The organism is Wandonia haliotis, from assembly GCF_039523435.1.
GTDB lineage: Bacteria > Bacteroidota > Bacteroidia > Flavobacteriales_D > Crocinitomicaceae > Wandonia > Wandonia haliotis.
The window spans coordinates 1209211-1228206 of record NZ_BAAAFH010000003.1 but is presented as its reverse complement, the minus strand read 5'-3'; the positions used below and the strand labels follow the sequence as shown (position 1 = coordinate 1228206).

The following is an 18996-nucleotide window of genomic DNA, read 5'->3' as shown; positions in this document are numbered from 1 at the left end:
CCCGAAAGCGGGGGCAAAGATACACACTTTTTTAACTATTCAAACAACTTTTTTGACCTTTTTTGTACTATTTTTACCAAGTAGCTACATTAGAGGATGTTAACAACGGGATAATATTTCAATAACACGCAATTTCTCCCTGTCAATTACCTCTTTATTACTAATTGCCTCCTCAATACCCACTATATTTACATTATTACCTATAATACCAAAGGCAAGATTTGTTCCTCCTTTAATTAATGTTTCGGTTGCAGCAACTCCCAACCTGCTTGCCAGGATACGATCAGCTGCCGAAGGATTCCCTCCTCGTTGCATGTGTCCCAATACTGATGCCCGAATATCAAAACCTTCTAGTTGCGGTTTGACTTTATTCATTATATCTATCGCCCCTCCCTCATCATCTCCTTCAGAAACCAGAATGATACTTGATTTTTTCTTTCCCCTGATTCGCTTCAAATAGTAAACCAGATCGTCAAGGTTCGTGACCTCTTCCGGAATCAAAGTCATTTCAGCTCCTACCGCCACTCCGGCATCCAATCCGATAAAGCCGGAATTCCTTCCCATTACTTCAACAAAGAATATACGATGGTGAGATGAAGCAGTATCTCTTATTTTATCCACTGCTTCTACAACTGTATTCAAAGCCGTATCATATCCGATTGTTGCATCGGTTCCATATAGGTCATTATCTATCGTACCCGGTAAACCAACAAACGGTACTCCAAATTCATCATTTAAAATCTTGGCTCCAGTAAAAGACCCATCACCTCCAATCACTACCAAACCTTCAATCCCGTGTGAAGCAAGATTTGAATATGCTTTTTTACGTCCTTCAGGTGTCCGGAATTCATTAGACCGGGCACTACCTAATATAGTACCACCTCGTTGAAGTATATTTCCTACATCAGAAAACTGTAACTGCCGAATCTCGTTTTCTATCATTCCGGAAAATCCATTATAGATACCATACACCTCAGCTTCATGAAATATTCCCGTACGCACGACAGCCCTGATTGCCGCATTCATTCCCGGGGCATCTCCTCCTGACGTGAAAACTCCAATACGTTTCATAAAAATCAACCTCTTTGTCAAATAGTCTCTATTATATATAATAGAACCGTATTCATAAATTTAATTCAATACTTTTATGGAAAAAACCAAAAACTGTATCCTTATATATAAAGTATAACAACATTTGATTTTTCGAAGAAATAAATATAAGTCAAAAAGTGATGAAGAATTGTTAAATAGTTACAAATCTTCTGAGGATCGTTTAATCATCGGAGAACTGTATCGTCGCTACGGACATCTCGTATTTGGTCTTTGCTTAAAAATAACGGAAAATAAGAATATAGCCGAAGATCTTACCATGCAAGTATTCGAATCTCTGTATGAAAAGATACGTAAACATACTATTAGTCATTTTAAATCCTGGTTGTATGTAGTAACCAGAAACGAGTGTTACTTATTTCTAAGAAAGCAAAAGTCCACAAAATACGAGGAGAAGACACTAAATAGTGACCTTTTACCTCAGGAAGATGAATTAGAAAGTATACATTCAAAAGAAGAACAGCTCATCTTACTTGAAAAAGCAATCGCTCAACTTCAGGAAGAACAGAGAAAAGCCGTTCAACTGTTTTATCTGGAAGAATTATCCTATAAGCAAATCGGAGAGAGGTTAGACTGGGATCTCAAAAAAGTAAAAAGCCGAATTCAAAACGGTAAAAGAAATATAAAACTATATATGGAAGAGCATCATGTTGTTAAATCTACATCATAAAATATTAGGAAAAAAAGATCCGCTGACCCGGAAAGAAATCGATGATTATCTTTCAGGTAGACTATCTCAAGAAGAACAACATCTTATTGAAGAGAAGTTAGAATCTTCCGATTTTGATAACGAAGCAATGGAAGGCTTTCGGAATTCCGGCTTAACAACGGAGATTCTCCAAAAACGTATGGATAAACACTTCCTTTCACCATCAAATTTTATTTGGATTGCCACTACTCTATCCTTCTTTTTGGTTACAGCTCTCTATTTTTTTATTACTCCAACAGGAACAAAGGAACTTGTTTCAACAATTACAACTGATCCCACCCCGGTTTCGCAAGCTCCAGAAACAGCATTTATAGAGGAGGAAGAAATTTTATCTCAAGAACCGGCACCTGAAATACTTCCCGAAACAACTATTACTAATACAAATTTGCAAGAAAGCAACTCTCAACCCAAAGAGTCGGAAAGTACGGAACAATATGAAAGTTACATTCCTCAACTCCCTCCCAGACAGACACACCCCCTCTCTCTAAAGCCGGCTCAATTTGATATTTTACTTAACTATGAAAAAGAAATTTACTTATCAGAACTGAAATTTATTGATTTCAGAAGCATACGAACAACTCCCATTACAACACGAGGAGTCTTCTTATCAGGAACAGAGGCTGGATATGAAAACAGAGATTCAGAAAGTTCTGCCTTACCCTGGGAAACAATCGAGATAAATTATCACGATTATCTTTCAAAAACGGCTATATATATTAAGGAAGGAAAATGGAATCTCGCTATTCCCCGTCTGGAAAAAATACTGGAACAGTACCCTACAGATGAAAACGGACTTTTCTATCTCGGTTTTTGCTATTTCCAAACTCATAATTATACAGAAGCTCTCCCACGTTTTGTTGCTTCCGGGGAATCCTTTCGTCAGAACTTCTACGAAGAAAGCCTTTGGTATAGTTACTTATCGAATAAAAAACTGGGGAATACAATTAAAGCGGAACAACTAAGGATACAGATCATAGAAGAAAACGGGTTTTACGCCAAACAAGCAGAAATGCAAAAATAACCTCTAATCCTGTAAATAAGGGTGACTTGTTTTTTTTGATTGCTTACTTACTTTCTTTTCTTCCTTCCAGATTTTCTCGTATTTACGGCTAATCTGTTTTTGGGTGTACCGGAATCGTTTTTTCCAGTATCGGTTGATTTTTCCGTTTCCTTTTTTTACCTGTCGGGCAGTTTTGTTTTGATCAAAATTGACCTCATTCATCCACCCGTAAAAACACAGCAGAGCATATTTATTCTGTAACTCCGGGGCAAATAATTTATGCTCCCTTATTAATTGTAGTGAAAAATGCAGGAAAACTTCCTGCCCCCAATCGTATCTGAAAATATGGTTTTCTCTCTGCAGTGCAAAATTAATCGCTTCTGTTTGCTCCAGACCTTTAAATTTATCCAGCAAAACAGAGTCGCCTGTGAGAAAAACCAAAAAGGCCTCATCCAAATTCCGGGGCTTGAAGTCACCATATTTGAGTAAATTATAGTTGACGGTCTGCAATTTCTCGTTAGCCCGTTTGTAAACTGATGATGTATCTTCCTGTGCTTTTGCAAAAAAAGCGGTAAATAGTAGAGTAGTAATTATAAATTGTAGCTTCACTTTGTTTTTATTCCTCGTTTATAATAGGCTAGTTTATCATAGAAATACCAGGGACCATGCATTTTCCCTTTTTTATACATTCCTGACGACTCGATATTTCCATGCATATCGTAACTTATCCAGCGCCCGTGTTTTTGTCCTTTCTTGTAGTTTCCCTTCTCTATAATGACTCTCTCTTCTTTAAGAAATAACCATGCTCCGTCAGGAACTCCATTCTTCAGATTACCTAATGCAGAAATTTCGTTATCCCGATTCATAACACATAACGAATACCTATCGCTAAACTCACCGTCCCACTCAAGAGGTTTTGATGAGTAATGTCCTTCCTGAGCAAAAAACGGAAATGGAGAAAAAATCAGATGTATAAGTAAGATACAATAACGCATACTCGTATAGAAACGGAATTGTACCATTTTGTTACAATAATTCTAGCCTTTTTTCTTCTTGTTCTGATCTAACTTAAAGGTATATTGCAACATTACGGTTCTCGGAGCTTCAGCTTTTAGCGGTCGCAACGAATAAGCACGGTTAAGGAGATTAGCTGATACAAGTGAAATTTTATGCATATCATTTATAGCATAACTGATTCGCGCATCAAATATCGGATGCCCTGTATTTCTGGTATTGTAATAATTCATGTATTGAATCGGCTGCATTGTTCCCGTACTCAATGTATAATCTTCAAAATCCTGAACAGCACCATCCAAATTAACCAACTTCGAAAAGTATTTAAAACTAACCCCTATGGCAAAACCTTTGTACGAAAATTCAACATCTGCTTTCAGGTTATGTAGTGATCGGTACTTTAGAATACGACTTGAAGGATCAATACTGGTTTCCTGATAACTTAGTTCATTCCCGACCGAATCAATCGCATAAATATAGTCAGGGTTCATACTTACTGGTACGATATAATTATAACCCGCCATAACCGCAAGAGAAGCATGTTTTCCTATTTTCGCCAACCCGGTAAATGAAACATCTATTCCAACGACACGTGAATCTCCCGTATTTACAAATCGGAAGCCGGCCGGAATTGTTGTTGCCCCAACTAAACTTTCCCAATATCCAAATAAATACTCAATCGTATTTTCATAACGTTGCATAAATCCTGCTACGTCCAGGTATCCAAAAAATTCCCAGAATTTAAACCCTTGCTTAACTCCAACTTCGGCATTCCAGCTTTTTTCAGGTTTCAAAGACGGATTCGGGAACATCCCCAAATCTCCAATTCCTGTTCGGATAAAGCGTTCCGTTATGGTAGGAAATCTATACCCCTGTCCGTAAGAGGCCCTCAAATAGGTCTCCTGAAATAATTTCAGACTCGCTCCTGCTCTGAATATCGGTTGTAGTTTCTGAATTGAATCATTTAATCGGAAGTATTCTAATCTACCTCCAACTGAAAGGTTCAATACATTGAAGAATTTTTTATCGATTTCCGCATACCCGGAAATATTCAATAATTTATTCCGCGGACTTCCTGATCCGATATAAAGTTCAGCATACGAATCAGTATGCATTCCCGTTATCCCACCTATAAAATCAAACCCGTGTAATATTTTGTAGCTTTTCTGAAACTGATAATCTGCGTAAAAAACAGTAGCTCTGTTATCCTGTCCCCCCGAAATTTTGTTATCGGAATGTAAAAAACGTCCTCTGAGGCTATGTTTTGATCCTGTTTCCTGAAAAAACTGAATGTAAGGATCCAGATTCGTTATAAACTGGTTATGTGTAAAAACGGCTCCCGGATAACTCTGGTAAAATCCAGATGTATCATTTAACCAGGCAAATGCCATAACTCCATCGCTATACATTGCGTTTCCATTCAACCCATAACTCAGACCTTTTATTCGTTTCGATCTGTGACGCAGGTTAAAGTTCAGACGACCTCTGGTGGTTGCCATTTCTTTATTTCCAAAGTTGGAAATTGTATCATACGCAGGAGGTTCCTCTGAACTCCAATAGATATACGCCGAATCTTTAACTGCGGGTCCTATGTATCCATGATCATGATTGAAATTCCCTCCGATTACCAAATCAAAATTCCCAATCTTCTGTGAATGTAAAAAATTCATCCCGTGAATTCCGGGATAATCATCATACCATACCTGTGAACGATCCTTAGGTTTAGAATACATTCCCGAATACACATTCACCTTGGTGATTGGTTTGTCCCGGGGGTACGCAGTACGGATATGGATTGCACCTGAAAGCGCTGAAGATCCGGATAAAACAGAACTTGCTCCTTTTATTACTTCTATCTGTTCAATGTTTTCTACCGGAATAAAACTCCACTCAGGACGCCCTGCATCACCGGACAACATAGGCATATCATCTACAATAACAGCAACTTTTGAACCTACTCCAAATGTAAAACCGGAACCTCCTCTGATTTGCGGCTCTCCATCAAGAATATTTAACCCCGGTGTCTGATCCAGAATTGTCTCAATACTTCTTGTATTTTTATTTTCTATAATTTCCGGCTTAATCACCTCCATCGAAACGGTAAGGTCTTCAATTGGTTTATCAAATTTTCCTACACGAACCTCTACGTCTCCCAACATATTAGGGAATGCTTTCAAAGCGAAATTATGGTTCAAAACCTCTCCCGGTTTAAGGGAAAAACTAAAGGTATCAGGAACCATCCCTGTAAAGCGACAGATTACTGTATGCTCTCCAGGAACAAGGCTTAATTTGTATACCCCATCAAAATTAGCCACTGATCCTATTGTCGGATCTGCACGTAAGATAACAGTGGAACTGATTAATGGTTCTGCAGTTTCCGCATCGGATACAATACCTGTAAGTGTTCCATTTTGAGCAAAAAACTGTCCGCCCATGAACAGGGACACTAAAATAATGATAAACTTATTCATTTGTAGTACCTTCTTGCTTCCCCGGTGAAGGAGCAACTAAGTTAATGTATGTATAGTTTTCGGGTCAGTGTTCCTTTCTCACTTCTGACAATAACAAAAGCAATACCGGAATAAGCTAACTCAAATGTTGATTCTTTATCTGACAATTGACGTGAAACCAAATTTCTTCCCGCCATGTCGACGATTCTTACAGATGCATCAGAAGGTAATTCTTCCAAACGGACAACCACTTTTTTCCCTACCGTATATGCTGTTCCATTCAATTCCGCATACTCGTCAAATCCGGCTCCGGAATAATGCATCCGAATATCGTCAATAACAAGGGTACTTCCCTTAACTCCAAATGGACGCTCTGAGAAATCAGCTACATATCCAAGAGAAGAGGAAAGGAACATCACATTCGCACTATCCGGCACATCTGAAGAAAAGTAATTAAACGGTATCATAAATTCTGTATAATCTGTAACCGTTTCACTGGATGTCCAGGAAGCTAATGCAACTGTATCTCTCTTTTCAAGTGTTGAATTCCATTTGGTCAGGTAGCAAAGAATCAAAAGAGAATCTCCGTTAATCAACCTGTCATCACCATCTGATGGCGCTACCCCTCCAACCGACTTGTACGTATACCAACCTGCAAATGCATGCGGTCTGTCCGCAAAAGGAGCGCCAAACACAATACTTGCAAACGGGTTACTTTCATTAAAAACAAATTCTCCCAAACCGGCATTTCCAACGGCTACTACCGGACCAATAGAATCTGTCCGCATAACAATAGCATGAGATCCCGAGTGCGTAAAACTTGTATCCTTCATAAAGATATGATCAATCTCAAGGTATCTATTAACAGGGTTTCCGGAAATCCATCCCTGCCCTAACGAATCATACTCATAGTTATAAGGTTGTCCCCCATTATCTGCAACTCCTGAAATACTTTGGATATCTTCAAAATCACTATTTGGCAATTGTGTCTGAGCTGAAACTACTGAAGTAAGCCCCACTGACATCGCCAACAAGCAAAGTGTTATTCCTGTCTTTTTCATAATTTTCAATTAATTCGCTGAAAAAATAACTTTTCTGGTCACCTGTTTCTGACCATCAAAAAACTGTATAAAATAAAGCCCAGACTCTTTTGGAGTAACCGTTTGTGTTCCTGAGAAAGTACCTGACTTTAGTTTACGTCCTAAAGCATCATACACAGCAAAGTCAGCCGACTTTGTTACTTTCATCATGATCCTTTCACCACTTTGATAAGCTATAAACTCATTCTCTTCATTTTTCGCTTCAGGAAGTGCCAATACACCAAAGTAAAATGCCTGCTCATTTGAAACGGAAGTAATTCCTTCAATAACCGATTCACAAATCACATAATAGAATCCACCATTAGCAAAAGAAAAAGATTCTGTCACCTGCACTTTTACAGGATCAAAAGATTCGTAAGGCCCCCCGGAAGTCAATGAGTATTTCCACTCTCGATCTGTAGCAGCCGGACTTTCATACACCATCATGTCAATTGGATCTTCTCCAACAATAGAAGTAGAGTTTCCTGTAAACCCAATATAGCTTCCTGTCAATGTAATCGTAATATCTTCATCATTATCGTTCAACAAAATTGTATATCCCGAAACGGTTTCCGAAGGTCGAACGCGAACTCTGTAAGCCGTACCCGGTTGAATTTGTGCCGGAATGGTTCCTGAAACGGTTCCACTTGAAGAAGAAGTGATACGCCCAAGCTCTATCGGATCAGAGAAGTCACCGTTAGCGTCAGATAACTCTGCAATAAATTCATTAGTTCCTGAAAATAAGCCTCCCTGAACCGTGTAAGGAACACTTATTGCAGCTCCGGTTGTATTTGTAATCGCATACGTGTTTGAAACCAGATTTTGAGTTACTACGGGTAAATTATAAATCAATTGCAGGTCGTCAAAATAAGCTACAGAGCCAACCACAGCAAGTGTACTATCTCCTGATGTTAATACCGATAATAAATAGTCCGGTGTATTACCGTTCAGATAATTAAAAGGCACCGAAAATCGTTTCCAGTTAGAAGTTGTCCCTACCATATGGAATCGCGCAACAGCTACAAGATCATTTGGCGTATTTCCTTCAGGTAGTTCACAGGTAGATCCTCTGTGCAGAGCAACCTCTACCTTTCCTTTATCTCCTCCTGCCGGTGAATACTTATACCACCCCACAAGACTATCAGGACGAGATGTAAACGGTGTATTCCATTTTCCTTCCGAGGAAATTGTAGCTACGTATCCATTCTCAGGGTTAAAATCAGGAGCAAAAACCCGACCATTTGTCAGAATACCGTTAGCCGTTATTCCCAGGGCACTTTCGTTCTCCATACGAATGGAACTCCCTCCTGTTCTTCCCGGAGCTTTTGATATTACCTTAGGAGCTACTCCAGCCTGTCCGCCACCGGATGTTTTCAGAGAAGACCACTCTGTAGGTTCTTCTGTAGGCGAACCCGTGTTTTCCCATGACTCAAACCCTCCATTCTCAAACTGTTGTTGAGTAAATCCCAAAAACGGGAAAGCACAAACAATAATTCCTGTGTAAATTTTTTTCATAAGTATAAGTTTGATCTCAACCTGACCGGGAGAATATCATAACAGCAAAAGTAAAAAATTATCCTTTTATTTTACGATTTACGGTAAAAGTGAAAAAAAATCACACAATCATAACATGAAAAAAACAGCTTGATTTACAATCAACAAGAGACGAAACCAACGTTCTACGTCTATCCTTCGTCTTAGAATATAGTTACCAACCATAAACAGGATGTTATGCAAACAGGACTGTCGCAAATCAGGCAATTGAATGAAGCACTACTGGTTATGAAACATTTTGTTGAACTGAGTGCTCATCTCTTGCCGTATCTGGAAAAGATAACCCGAAAGAAAAGGCTGAACAAAAAAGAGAAACAGGACAAAGCTTTTGTATTCCATGTCTACGAAAATTATGATGTTGACCCGGAAACATCCAGAGCACTATTGAATTCGGATATCATTCTTCTTATTATGAAATCTTTTCATTCGTTAAAAAACCGAACAAAGGAGAATGACTCGGAAACGATGCTCTACCTCAGTAACTTCTACAAAGAGTATCACCGTCTGATCAAAACGTGGAGTAAGATCGAGATGAACTAAATTTGTTTATTTTCGCTTCATGATGCTAATTGGTGAAAGCGGTGCTACAAAATCGTCCTGGGGAATAGCCGGAAAACCGGAAACTCTGTTTACAACACGAGGATTCAGAGGAACTCAAAGTACATCGGAAGACATCTATAAAATTCTTCAGGAGGTAAAAGAACAATTTGAAACTGCTTCTTCTATTAATGAAATTCATCTCTTTTGCTCCGGTTGTTTGACAGACGAACCAAATCAACGTGTTCGTTCCTTATTACATCAAGTATTTCCCTCTATTCGAAATAGTGCAGTATATTCCGATCTTCATGCAGCAGGAATCAGTACATTAAAAAATCACACGGGTTTAGGAATTATACTTGGAACCGGCTCAGTGGCTTTTGAATGGGATGGAAGAAATCCTGTTCGGGTATTCGGAGGGAAAGGATTTCCCGGTGGGGATTTTGCCGGCGGAGCTGACTTAGGACTTCGGCTACTACAATGTGATCACAAGGAGATCATTTCCTTTCTCACCAAAGATGAATATGAACTGGTACAACAACTTACTTCTAAAAAGCAGCTTATCCCCGGAGAAGTTGGTCAACTTGCAAAACCTGTTATCCGTAACAAACAAAATCCACTACTAAAAAAACTAATTACCCGGGCTCTTATTGATTTTATGGCAGAAATTCCCTCTGATAGAGCTTACTCCCGAATTGGTGTAAGCGGATCAATCGGTACTTTTTTACAGGACGAACTACAAGAGTTTTTTCACTCATCTACCCTGTTTTTTACTCCTTCACCAATTCACTCTCTCCTGACTCAAAGCTAACTATTTCATAATAAACCAGAAAGAGTCCTTTTTTTTCATTTGACATTACGCCCCGTTGGTCGACAGCCATTGTTTTTTTGTAGAATTTCTGATTTTTCAAAGAAAATAATTCCGATATTGGGGTCAGAAATTCATAGAATCAATGGAGAAATTGTTTGTTGAAGCTACCACCAAAACACCTTTTATATCTTTTGACGAAGCATCTGGTATTATGACCATTAAAGGTCGTTCTATTCCAAAAGATGCTGAGACTTTCTGGAATCCGGTATTAAACTGGTTTGCACTTTACATGCGTACGCCTGCTCAACGAACAACGATTCGTATTGACCTGGAATACTTCAATATTTCCTCCTCAAAAAGTCTCTTATTACTTCTGTATAAGTTGAACGAGATGAAAACACAAGGTTTTGAAGCCGTTGTTGAGTGGTACTACAACACAGAGGATATTGATATGTATGAAGTAGGTCAGGATTATGCGTTTATGGTTAAAGTTCCTTTTGAGTTCAAAAAACAGGATCAGGGAGCTTTAGCTATGGTTGTATAATCTTATCCGACCAGTCTTCCGGAACAATAAAGGTAACTTTCTGACCACTTCCCGACAGTGTAATTACAGGAACAGCTGTTTCTAAAACCGTAGTATGCTCTTTTAGTTTACGGTTTAATTCGAAGGAGTTCATCGTTTTTCCTCTGAAATGTTCAAAATCTGCCATCCAGTTTGGCTTCTTCGGCAAAACAAATCCTTTTGCCGCTTTATCTTCATACAAACAATTCTTACTCAACGTCACCCAGTTATTTCTTTCCGAATTTTGGGTAAAAAGATAACCTTTCACGAAAAAAAAGCTTTCGACATTACCATACCCTTGCTCTACGAAAAAACGCTGAGCCTCCGGAACCTGCTTTTGAACAACTTTTTCCCATTTCCTTTGAAAAGTATCTCTTTTATTAGGTCCTACCCACTCTTTAGTATCCGTAAGAAGATAATACTTAACAGCCACCTCAAGATGAAGTAGTTTTCCTTCAAACTCCACCAAAAAATCAATTTCGCTTACCGTAACAGAATCTCGCACTAGTTGCCTGTTTGCTTCAAGAAGTTTAATAAATGGAGATTCAGAAAAAAAGTACAGCAATAACTGCTCTGCATATACTCCAATCTTATACCCTGCATGACAATTTGTAATCCGTTTATTAATTTTTCCCGGTGCATCATCTTCTTTAGAAAACCAATCTCTATGTAAATCCAACCATTTCTCCTGTAATCCCTGTGGAAAAAGAAGTTCTGACTTTGCATACGTAGTATTCACCTCCAAAACGGGAGAAAAAAGCAACCAATACAAGTTACGTACGTGAATATTCGTTAAAACTCTATTCCGATGGTTCATTTTATATTACATTTGCAAAAAAACATTTTCGTGCGTACAATTGCTGAAATTCCTCATCACACATTCCGCATTTCTGTCTTTTCGTACAACTCCAAGTACATCGTTAAGATAGAACTGGGACAGTTTGAACAAATTTACAAAATAAGTGAAGCTGATGTTATCGGACTTGAAGAAGTAAAGGGTATGCTCACAGATGAATTTCTCGAAAATTGTATGGGTCGTTTTCTAACGATGCGGGAAGACTGGTTAAAAAGCTTTTCAAATAAAAACGTAAACTAGAAAAATGAAAAAGGTACAACTTATCGCCTTGTTCTTCGGAGCTGCTATGACTTTCACCGCTTGTGGCGGAGATAAAAAAACTGTTACAGAAGAGGGAACTACTACCCCTAAAGAAACACCTGTTTATGCAGAAGGAATCAAAATCGGTTATTATAACAGTGATTCACTTAATGCCAATTACAAGTTAATCAAGGCCATTGAAAAGGATCTCGAAGCACAGGTAAACACGATGAGTAGTAATTTCGAGGCGAAGGTAAAGAGCTTTGAAAACTGGGCACGTTCTTATGACGAAAAGATCAAAAACAATATGCTGATTTCTTCCGAAATCCAAAAGTTCCAGGAGCAATTCCAGCAACGTCAGATGGCATTGGCTCAGGAGGAACAGCAACTTCAGGGTAAAATTCAGCAACTACAAAATGATAATCTTATCAAGGCATTCAACCGCGTGGAGAATTTTGTAAAGAATTATGCGGAAAAGAACGGGTTTGATATGATTCTTCAATACGCCAAAGGAGGACAGGTAATCTATATATCTCCCGGAATGGATGTTACCGAAGATATCGTAAATGGTCTGAATACCGAATATACAGAACTTAACGAAACGCTTGAAAGCGAAGAGTAAACTATGTTAATAGCACGTCAGAAAAAAGAGGAAAATATCATTGAATATTTACTCTACATGTTTCAGATAGAAGATTTGATCCGCGCCCATCAACTGGACGCGGATTTACTTTATGAACAAATTATAGAACCTCAGGTTCAGGATGAAAAGCTTGCCGAAGAATACAGAAACTGGTATACTGGACTCATTCGGGCCATGAAAGAACAACGCAAGGAAAAAGAAGGACATATATTTGAACTCCATGAAGTACAAATGGAACTTTTTTACCTGCACACAACACTCGTAAACCTAGTAAAAGACAAGAATTATGCCGAAGCTTTCAATAAGGCTCTTCCGTTTATTACTGAATTTCGGGAAAAATCAGATTCGAAACTGAATGATGTTGATCTGGCTGTACAGGCACTTTATATGAAACTCCTTCTTAAATTAAAGGGAAAAGAAATCCTAAAAGAGACGGAGGAAGCTTTTGATGCCATGCGCAATATGCTGGTTAAACTGGCGCAAGCTTATCACAAAATGAAAAAAGGAGATTTGGATTTTTTCAATAATAACTAATCCCCTTCTTGTTACTCAACATTAGTAGCGTATTTCCCCATTGATTTCTCAAAGAAAAACCGGGCAACTACCGTTGGTTTTGCAATCAAGTTATTCATAGGGTAATAATTGGGATCATGTTCACTTATTGCTTTATACCCCGGTATCTCTGCTTCATAGATAATAATATCCTGCTGGAGCTGCTGTGGATTATCGACAATTTCGTGCACAAAAGCTTCAGGATAATCAGTCCCTATCCCGTCGATAATCTTATAGGAGAATACCGGCACAATACTTCCGTTTAGGTAGCGAAAAAAGACTTCGAAGGCGCTATTTTTGACCCGATACACCGCACTCAGTGTCTTGTATCCCGGATCAAGAAGATTTTGCTCTTTTACTTTTAATGCTTCCAGTCCATTACTGGATATAAGATAGGGGTTACTTACCTGTTTGGTTTCTCCATCCCAAATAACCAGGTAATTATAATTACCAAGATATCCCAGATCTACCAAAAAAGATGGGTTCTTAGCATTTTCCACATCTTTCTGCGCTCTTTTGGACAAATTCACTGACAAGTATGCATCCTGAATACCATCCTCATTAAGATGAGCTCTACCAACTTCCCAACTTACTTCACTTTCTACAGCTCCGATTTTTGACAGAGCAACTTTCAGAAACATCTGTTCATTAAACTCAAAAGGAGCATTCGGGTTGAATGACTCCTTTTGGTTTTCATTTTTTACCTCAACAGAATTATCTTCTGAACATCCTGCTAACAGAACAGACGTTAGTACAACGAAAAAAAGTTTTTTCATAGTTTGCTTACTTCTCGTTTACTACTCCCATTTTACAGAATTTCTCAATACGTTCTTCGATAAGTTTATCTGTATCAATCTTAGCAAGTGCTTTAACCTGCTTTTTCAATTCTTTTCTAACAATCTCGAACATTTCTTCCTGATGGCGATGTGCACCTCCCAATGGTTCTTTAATGACATCGTCTACCAATCCTAACTTTTTCATATCTGAAGAAGTCAGCTTCAATGCATCTGCAGCTTTTTCCTTATAGTCCCAACTTCGCCAAAGAATAGTAGAACAGTTTTCAGGTGAAATTACAGAATACCATGAATTTTCAAGCATCAACACTCTGTCTCCCACTCCGATTCCTAATGCACCTCCTGAAGCACCCTCTCCAATAATCACGCAGATTACAGGTACTTTCAGTTTCATCATTTCATAAATATTCCGGGCAATAGCTTCTCCTTGCCCCCTCTCTTCTGCTTCCAATCCAGGAAATGCTCCCGGAGTATCAATAAAAGTAACGATCGGTTTATTGAACTTCTCTGCCAGTTTCATTAGGCGAAGTGCCTTTCGGTATCCTTCAGGGTTAGCCATACCAAAGTTGCGATACTGACGCATTTTCGTATTCATTCCCTTTTGTTGTCCGATAAACATCACAGTTTGCCCATCCAGCATACCGAACCCTCCTACCATCGCTTTGTCATCACGAACATTTCTGTCTCCGTGATACTCCTGAAAAGTACCCTCTGTGATTGCATTTATATAAGCCAACGTATAGGGTCTCTCCGGATGTCTGGACAACTGAACGCGCTGCCAGGGAGTCAATGAGGAAAATAACTCTTTCGTTTTATCGGCAAGTTTTTTCTCCAGTTCTTCCACCTTATCGGACATATCAACCTCTGTGTTTCCGCTAACTTCCTTTACTTTTTCTATCTCTTCCTGAAGTACCCTAAGTGGCTCTTCAAAGTCTAAATATGTTGCCATAATGTGTCTATTTCGGGGCGAAAGTTAGTAAAAATATACTTTTACGCCAGTTCCTACTAACAAGTTCTTAATATTCTACCAATTTCAATAACTTCTCTTCGAATCGATTCTTTGGCAAAAAATTCTGCTCCAGATCAGCAGCAAAAGGAACCGGTGTATCTAATGAAGCTACGCGGACAACAGGAGCGTCCAACGCATCAAAGCAGTTCTCATTGATCAGGGCTGAAATTTCACCTCCCAGACCACCTGTCAAACAGTCTTCATGCACGACAATAACACGACCTGTTTTTCGAACGGAAGCATAAACGGTTTCTGTATCCAAAGGAAGTAATGTACGAAGATCAACAATTTCCATATCAATATCCGGGTGCTTTTCAGCCATTTCCAATGCCCAATGCACTCCCATACCATAAGTAATGACAGAAATCTGATTTCCTGTCTTTCTTACTTTCGCTTTTCCGATTTCCACCGTAAAATAATCATCATGTACCTCCTCTTTTAAACTTCGGTACAGGAATTTGTGCTCAAAGAACATAACCGGGTTCGGATCTTCAATGGCTGATGCTAATAATCCTTTTGCCTCTTCGGGGAAAGCCGGATATACGATTTTCAATCCCGGAGTGTGAGCAAACCATGCTTCATTACTTTGCGAATGGAATGGTCCTGCAGCAACACCAGCTCCTGTAGGCATACGGACAACAACATCTGCATTCTGTCCCCATCTCCAGTGCATTTTAGCTAAATTGTTTACGATTTGGTTAAAGCCACACGTTACAAAATCAGCAAACTGCATTTCCACAACTGCTTTCATTTTTTTTATTGAAAGTCCAAGTCCTGTTCCTACAATAGCAGACTCACACAAAGGCGTGTTACGGACTCTGTCTTTCCCGAACTGATCTACAAATCCTTCCGTAATTTTAAAAACTCCTCCATATTCGGCTACATCCTGTCCCATAATAACAAGGTTATCATGACGCTCCATTGCCTGACGCAAACCATCTGAAATCGCATCAACAAAACGCTTTTCCGATTTATTTTCTGTAGCTGGAAGAACGGTATAGTCTCCTGTTGGAGCATACACATCGGTCAGTTCTACAGTCGTATCAGGAACAATTTTTTCTTCTGCAAAAGCAAGATCCAATCCTTCCTGAATTTCGTTCTTTACACTTTCTGTTACCTGATCGATCATTGCTTCAGTAAGAATTCCCTGCTCCAGCAAAAACAATTCAAAGTTTCTGACCGGATCCTTTTTCTCCCACTGATCCTGAATTCCTTCCGGATAGTATTTTGTCCCTGAAGCCTCCTCATGACCTCTCATCCGGAAAGTCATCAATTCCAGCAAAAACGGGCGCGGATTTTCACGTAAAGACTGTGCTATCTTCCTAACCGAAGAAAGTACTTCAAGTATATTATTTCCATCCACCTGGAAAGCATCCATTCCGTAACCAATTCCCTTATCGATGAATTGACGGCAACGGAATTGCTCATTACTTGGAGTTGAAAGCCCCCACTGGTTATTCTCAACGGCAAAAATTACCGGTAACTGCCACACCGAAGCGACATTCAACGCCTCGTGAAAATCACCTTCACTTGCTCCTCCATCACCTGAAAAAACAAGAGTTGCTTTACTTTCTTTATTCAATTTACAAGCAAGAGCAATACCGTCAGCAATGCCAAGCTGAGGACCCAAATGAGAAATCATTCCTACAATATTGTACTCACTGGCACCGAAATGAAATGAACGATCCCTTCCTTTAGTAAACCCTGACATTTTCCCCTGAAACTGCGAGAAAAGGCGGTTCAACGGAATCCCTCTTGTTGTAAAAACGCCCAGATTTCTATGCATTGGAAGTATATATTCTTCCTCTTCCATCGCTAATGTTGTACCAACAGAAATTGCTTCCTGCCCCCAACCGGAAAACCATTTTGAGATTTTCCCCTGTCGAAGTAACACCAGCATTTTCTCTTCTATAACACGTGGTTTCTTAATTGCTTTATAGACAGATAGCAATTCATCATCTGAAAACTCACTCCTGTCATAGTCTATATGACGTTCTTCTTTTACTTCCATGCCCAAATATTTCGATTGTCAAAGTTACACAGAAAGAACTAAAAAAGATCATCCGCAGAGGATAAATATCCTCAACAATATACACGGCTATCAATTCAATATCACAAACAAAAAGTCCCGGATATCCGGGACTTTTGCATTTATCCATCTAACCATTCCTTACATCTATTCCTGCGGATTATCCGTAAGAGTTTTCATAAAATTGACAAGGTCTTTTTTCTCCGTCTCTGTTAACTGTAATTGAGCGTCAGGTAAAGTTTGTGACGGAAGATCTATTCCCTGCCCAAGTCCTCCACCTTTATCATAGAAATCGACAACTTCCTCCAGCGTACTATAGATTCCATTGTGCATATAAGGAGCTGTTATTCCCACATTTCTGATCGTAGTTGTTTTAAAAGCATATTTATGTAATTCCAGTTTTGTATTATCAAACTTTCCTAAATCATCATCTAATACATCAGGCTGATCTGCTGCAACCGGAACTCCCAGTATCTCTGATTCGTTATCCTTATAATGAGGGGGTAACAATCCATTAAACAAAGGAGCAAAATGACATGTTGCACACTTGGCTTTTCCTGAAAAAATATTAAATCCGTTTTTTTCCGATTCATTCAGGGCTGACTTATCTCCTCTGACATATTTATCAAAACGGGAATTAAAGCTTACCAACGACCGGACATAATCTGCAAGCGCATTTGAAATAGTTGTTTTCGTAATGATACCATTATAGGCTTCCTTAAACAATTGTGCGTACGATGAATCCTGCTGTAACCGGGCTGTTATTTCCGTTACATTGCCTCCCATTTCAAGAGGGTTATGAATAACATCTACAACTTGTATCTCCAATCGTTTTGCCCGACTGTCATAAAAAAAACGTGTCTGAAAGCCGGCGTTCAATAAAGTAGGTGTATTTCGCTTCAGCAATCCGCTTCCATCCAACGCCGTATTTCTCACCATTCCGTCGGCCATACCTTTCTCACTAATATGACAGCTTGCACAACTCCTCGATCCATCTGCTGAAAACAACGGATCATTGAATAATTTCTTACCTAATCTCACACTTTCGGGTTTTATTCCGGGAGCGAAAAAATCAGTATTTAAAAAGGTTGTATCATACAAAAATGTCGCGCGATTATCAATTGGGCGAAAATTTACCGGGTAAGTGTATGCAAAATCATCGATAACTTGTTTCGTCCATTTTTCAAGCGGATGAAGGACTTCCGTTATAAACTCCAACCTGTCAAATGAATCAAAGTCGACAGCCTGTTGAAGAAGTTCGCGGGACTTACGAAACAGCGCAACCCCTTCTTTGAACTGTTTTTTTGCTTTTTTATATTTAAATACCGGTTCATAAACCTGTACAACTTCTTCTAATGAGTTCATTGCTGCCATTGTCTCAGGAAGACTATTGAGACTTTCCGGAACATCAAACCCGGTAATTCCTAAAGTTTCTATCCGAAACAATTCTAAACGAAATGCATCCCAGACAACTATATTGTATTCTTTTGCACGTACAATTGAATCGCTTTCTCTTCTTTGAACGGATGTAGCAATTATTTCTCTCAGCAAAACAATCTCCTTCTTCAATTCCTCGTAAGTTCCCTCTTCCGGATTAAACAACAAATCCTCAATCACCTGAAGACCGTGTGGATGCTTCTCCTCCATAGGCGTTTTATGATGATACGCATTCGTGATCAGATTTGCACCATTAATACGTCTCACCTCATCACTTTCTATATAACACAGTAAGAACTCACACGTCTTAAATACCTCCCGCATTTCTAAAAACGCGGGGATTAATTCAGGTTCTCTCACACCCTGACGTACCATACTATCAAGCGCTTCTATCTTCCGGAGAAAATGATTGAGGTTATCAGCATATAAGATTCCTATCTTCTCAGCAGAATTCATTTCGATAACATCTGCCCTGTCCTTAACCGAACTAATAGACAAAATGAATAACACTGAAACCAGTATCACCGGAATGTATTTTACCCTCCAACTTTTCATGTAACAAAGCTAATCTGACAGAAGGCGTAACACGATTAAGTAGATGTTATCTAAT

Annotated in this window: 19 protein-coding genes; 8 read left to right on the top strand and 11 right to left on the bottom strand. The window is 39.0% G+C overall.

Annotated features, from left to right (window positions below):
* Positions 1-99: 99 nt before the first annotated feature.
* A complete protein-coding gene (gene pfkA / locus ABDZ97_RS05995) occupies positions 100-1071 on the bottom strand; it encodes a 6-phosphofructokinase (protein WP_343785668.1) in 972 nt (323 codons plus the stop codon).
* A gap of 169 nt (positions 1072-1240) precedes the next feature.
* Here pfkA and ABDZ97_RS05990 point away from each other — a divergent pair, with 169 nt between their 5' ends.
* Together ABDZ97_RS05990 and ABDZ97_RS05985 are read left to right on the top strand one after the other, a co-directional pair.
* Positions 1241-1780 carry an RNA polymerase sigma factor gene (locus ABDZ97_RS05990; protein WP_343785667.1) on the top strand — a complete coding sequence of 180 codons (540 nt, stop codon included), beginning with the start codon at positions 1241-1243 and terminating at the stop codon, positions 1778-1780.
* A complete protein-coding gene (locus ABDZ97_RS05985; RefSeq protein WP_343785666.1) occupies positions 1758-2840 on the top strand; it encodes a tetratricopeptide repeat protein in 1083 nt (360 codons plus the stop codon). Before ABDZ97_RS05990 ends, ABDZ97_RS05985 begins: the two co-directional genes overlap by 23 nt.
* 3 nt (positions 2841-2843) lie before the next feature.
* On the opposite strand, the gene ABDZ97_RS05980 is transcribed toward ABDZ97_RS05985, so the two are convergent.
* Genes ABDZ97_RS05980 through ABDZ97_RS05960 form a run of 5 tightly spaced genes read right to left on the bottom strand, consistent with a single transcriptional unit; the run spans position 2844 to position 8877 of the window.
* Positions 2844-3428: a hypothetical protein gene (locus tag ABDZ97_RS05980; RefSeq protein ID WP_343785665.1), complete on the bottom strand. Its 585-nt coding sequence runs from the start codon at positions 3426-3428 to the stop codon at positions 2844-2846.
* Positions 3425-3841 (bottom strand): toxin-antitoxin system YwqK family antitoxin, encoded by a 417-nt coding sequence (locus ABDZ97_RS05975; protein ID WP_343785664.1) that lies wholly within the window; start codon positions 3839-3841, stop codon positions 3425-3427. Before ABDZ97_RS05975 ends, ABDZ97_RS05980 begins: the two co-directional genes overlap by 4 nt.
* Before the next feature lie 15 nt (positions 3842-3856).
* Positions 3857-6304 (bottom strand): TonB-dependent receptor domain-containing protein, encoded by a 2448-nt coding sequence (locus ABDZ97_RS05970; protein ID WP_343785663.1) that lies wholly within the window; start codon positions 6302-6304, stop codon positions 3857-3859.
* Between the two features lie 41 nt (positions 6305-6345).
* A complete protein-coding gene (locus tag ABDZ97_RS05965) occupies positions 6346-7344 on the bottom strand; it encodes a PCMD domain-containing protein (RefSeq protein WP_343785662.1) in 999 nt (332 codons plus the stop codon).
* A gap of 9 nt (positions 7345-7353) precedes the next feature.
* Positions 7354-8877 (bottom strand): PCMD domain-containing protein, encoded by a 1524-nt coding sequence (locus tag ABDZ97_RS05960; RefSeq protein ID WP_343785661.1) that lies wholly within the window; start codon positions 8875-8877, stop codon positions 7354-7356.
* Between the two features lie 216 nt (positions 8878-9093).
* Between ABDZ97_RS05960 and ABDZ97_RS05955 the strand changes: the two genes are divergently transcribed.
* From ABDZ97_RS05955 to ABDZ97_RS05945, 3 genes are all read left to right on the top strand, one after another.
* The gene (locus ABDZ97_RS05955) at positions 9094-9456 is read left to right on the top strand and encodes a hypothetical protein (RefSeq protein WP_343785660.1); all 363 of its coding nucleotides are present in this window, start codon (positions 9094-9096) and stop codon (positions 9454-9456) included.
* A gap of 19 nt (positions 9457-9475) precedes the next feature.
* Positions 9476-10264: a hypothetical protein gene (locus tag ABDZ97_RS05950; protein ID WP_343785659.1), complete on the top strand. Its 789-nt coding sequence runs from the start codon at positions 9476-9478 to the stop codon at positions 10262-10264.
* 142 nt (positions 10265-10406) lie between these two features.
* On the top strand, positions 10407-10808 hold the full coding sequence (locus tag ABDZ97_RS05945; RefSeq protein ID WP_343785658.1) for a DUF1987 domain-containing protein: 402 nt from the start codon (positions 10407-10409) through the stop codon (positions 10806-10808).
* Here the strand turns inward: ABDZ97_RS05945 and ABDZ97_RS05940 are convergent.
* Complete coding sequence (locus tag ABDZ97_RS05940) at positions 10795-11643, bottom strand: DUF1853 family protein (RefSeq protein WP_343785657.1); 849 nt, start codon at positions 11641-11643, stop codon at positions 10795-10797. The genes ABDZ97_RS05945 and ABDZ97_RS05940 overlap by 14 nt on opposite strands.
* Before the next feature lie 30 nt (positions 11644-11673).
* Between ABDZ97_RS05940 and ABDZ97_RS05935 the strand changes: the two genes are divergently transcribed.
* The 3 genes from ABDZ97_RS05935 to ABDZ97_RS05925 are packed head-to-tail and all read left to right on the top strand — an operon-like array spanning position 11674 to position 13099.
* Positions 11674-11922, top strand: coding sequence for a hypothetical protein (locus tag ABDZ97_RS05935; RefSeq protein WP_343785656.1), 249 nt, complete (start codon positions 11674-11676; stop codon positions 11920-11922).
* A 4-nt stretch (positions 11923-11926) separates the two neighbouring features.
* On the top strand, positions 11927-12544 hold the full coding sequence (locus ABDZ97_RS05930; protein ID WP_343785655.1) for an OmpH/Skp family outer membrane protein: 618 nt from the start codon (positions 11927-11929) through the stop codon (positions 12542-12544).
* Positions 12545-12547: 3 nt separating this feature from the next.
* Positions 12548-13099 (top strand): DUF4924 family protein, encoded by a 552-nt coding sequence (locus tag ABDZ97_RS05925; RefSeq protein ID WP_343785654.1) that lies wholly within the window; start codon positions 12548-12550, stop codon positions 13097-13099.
* An 11-nt stretch (positions 13100-13110) separates the two neighbouring features.
* Here the strand turns inward: ABDZ97_RS05925 and ABDZ97_RS05920 are convergent, their stop codons facing one another.
* The 4 genes from ABDZ97_RS05920 to ABDZ97_RS05905 all read right to left on the bottom strand — a co-directional run bounded on the left by ABDZ97_RS05920 (position 13111) and on the right by ABDZ97_RS05905 (position 18941).
* A complete protein-coding gene (locus ABDZ97_RS05920) occupies positions 13111-13893 on the bottom strand; it encodes an META domain-containing protein (protein WP_343785653.1) in 783 nt (260 codons plus the stop codon).
* Positions 13894-13900: 7 nt separating this feature from the next.
* A complete protein-coding gene (locus ABDZ97_RS05915; protein ID WP_343785652.1) occupies positions 13901-14860 on the bottom strand; it encodes an acetyl-CoA carboxylase carboxyltransferase subunit alpha in 960 nt (319 codons plus the stop codon).
* A 67-nt stretch (positions 14861-14927) separates the two neighbouring features.
* Positions 14928-16931 carry an alpha-ketoacid dehydrogenase subunit alpha/beta gene (locus tag ABDZ97_RS05910; RefSeq protein WP_343785651.1) on the bottom strand — a complete coding sequence of 668 codons (2004 nt, stop codon included), beginning with the start codon at positions 16929-16931 and terminating at the stop codon, positions 14928-14930.
* 165 nt (positions 16932-17096) lie between these two features.
* On the bottom strand, positions 17097-18941 hold the full coding sequence (locus tag ABDZ97_RS05905; protein WP_343785650.1) for a cytochrome-c peroxidase: 1845 nt from the start codon (positions 18939-18941) through the stop codon (positions 17097-17099).
* Positions 18942-18996: the final 55 nt, after the last annotated feature.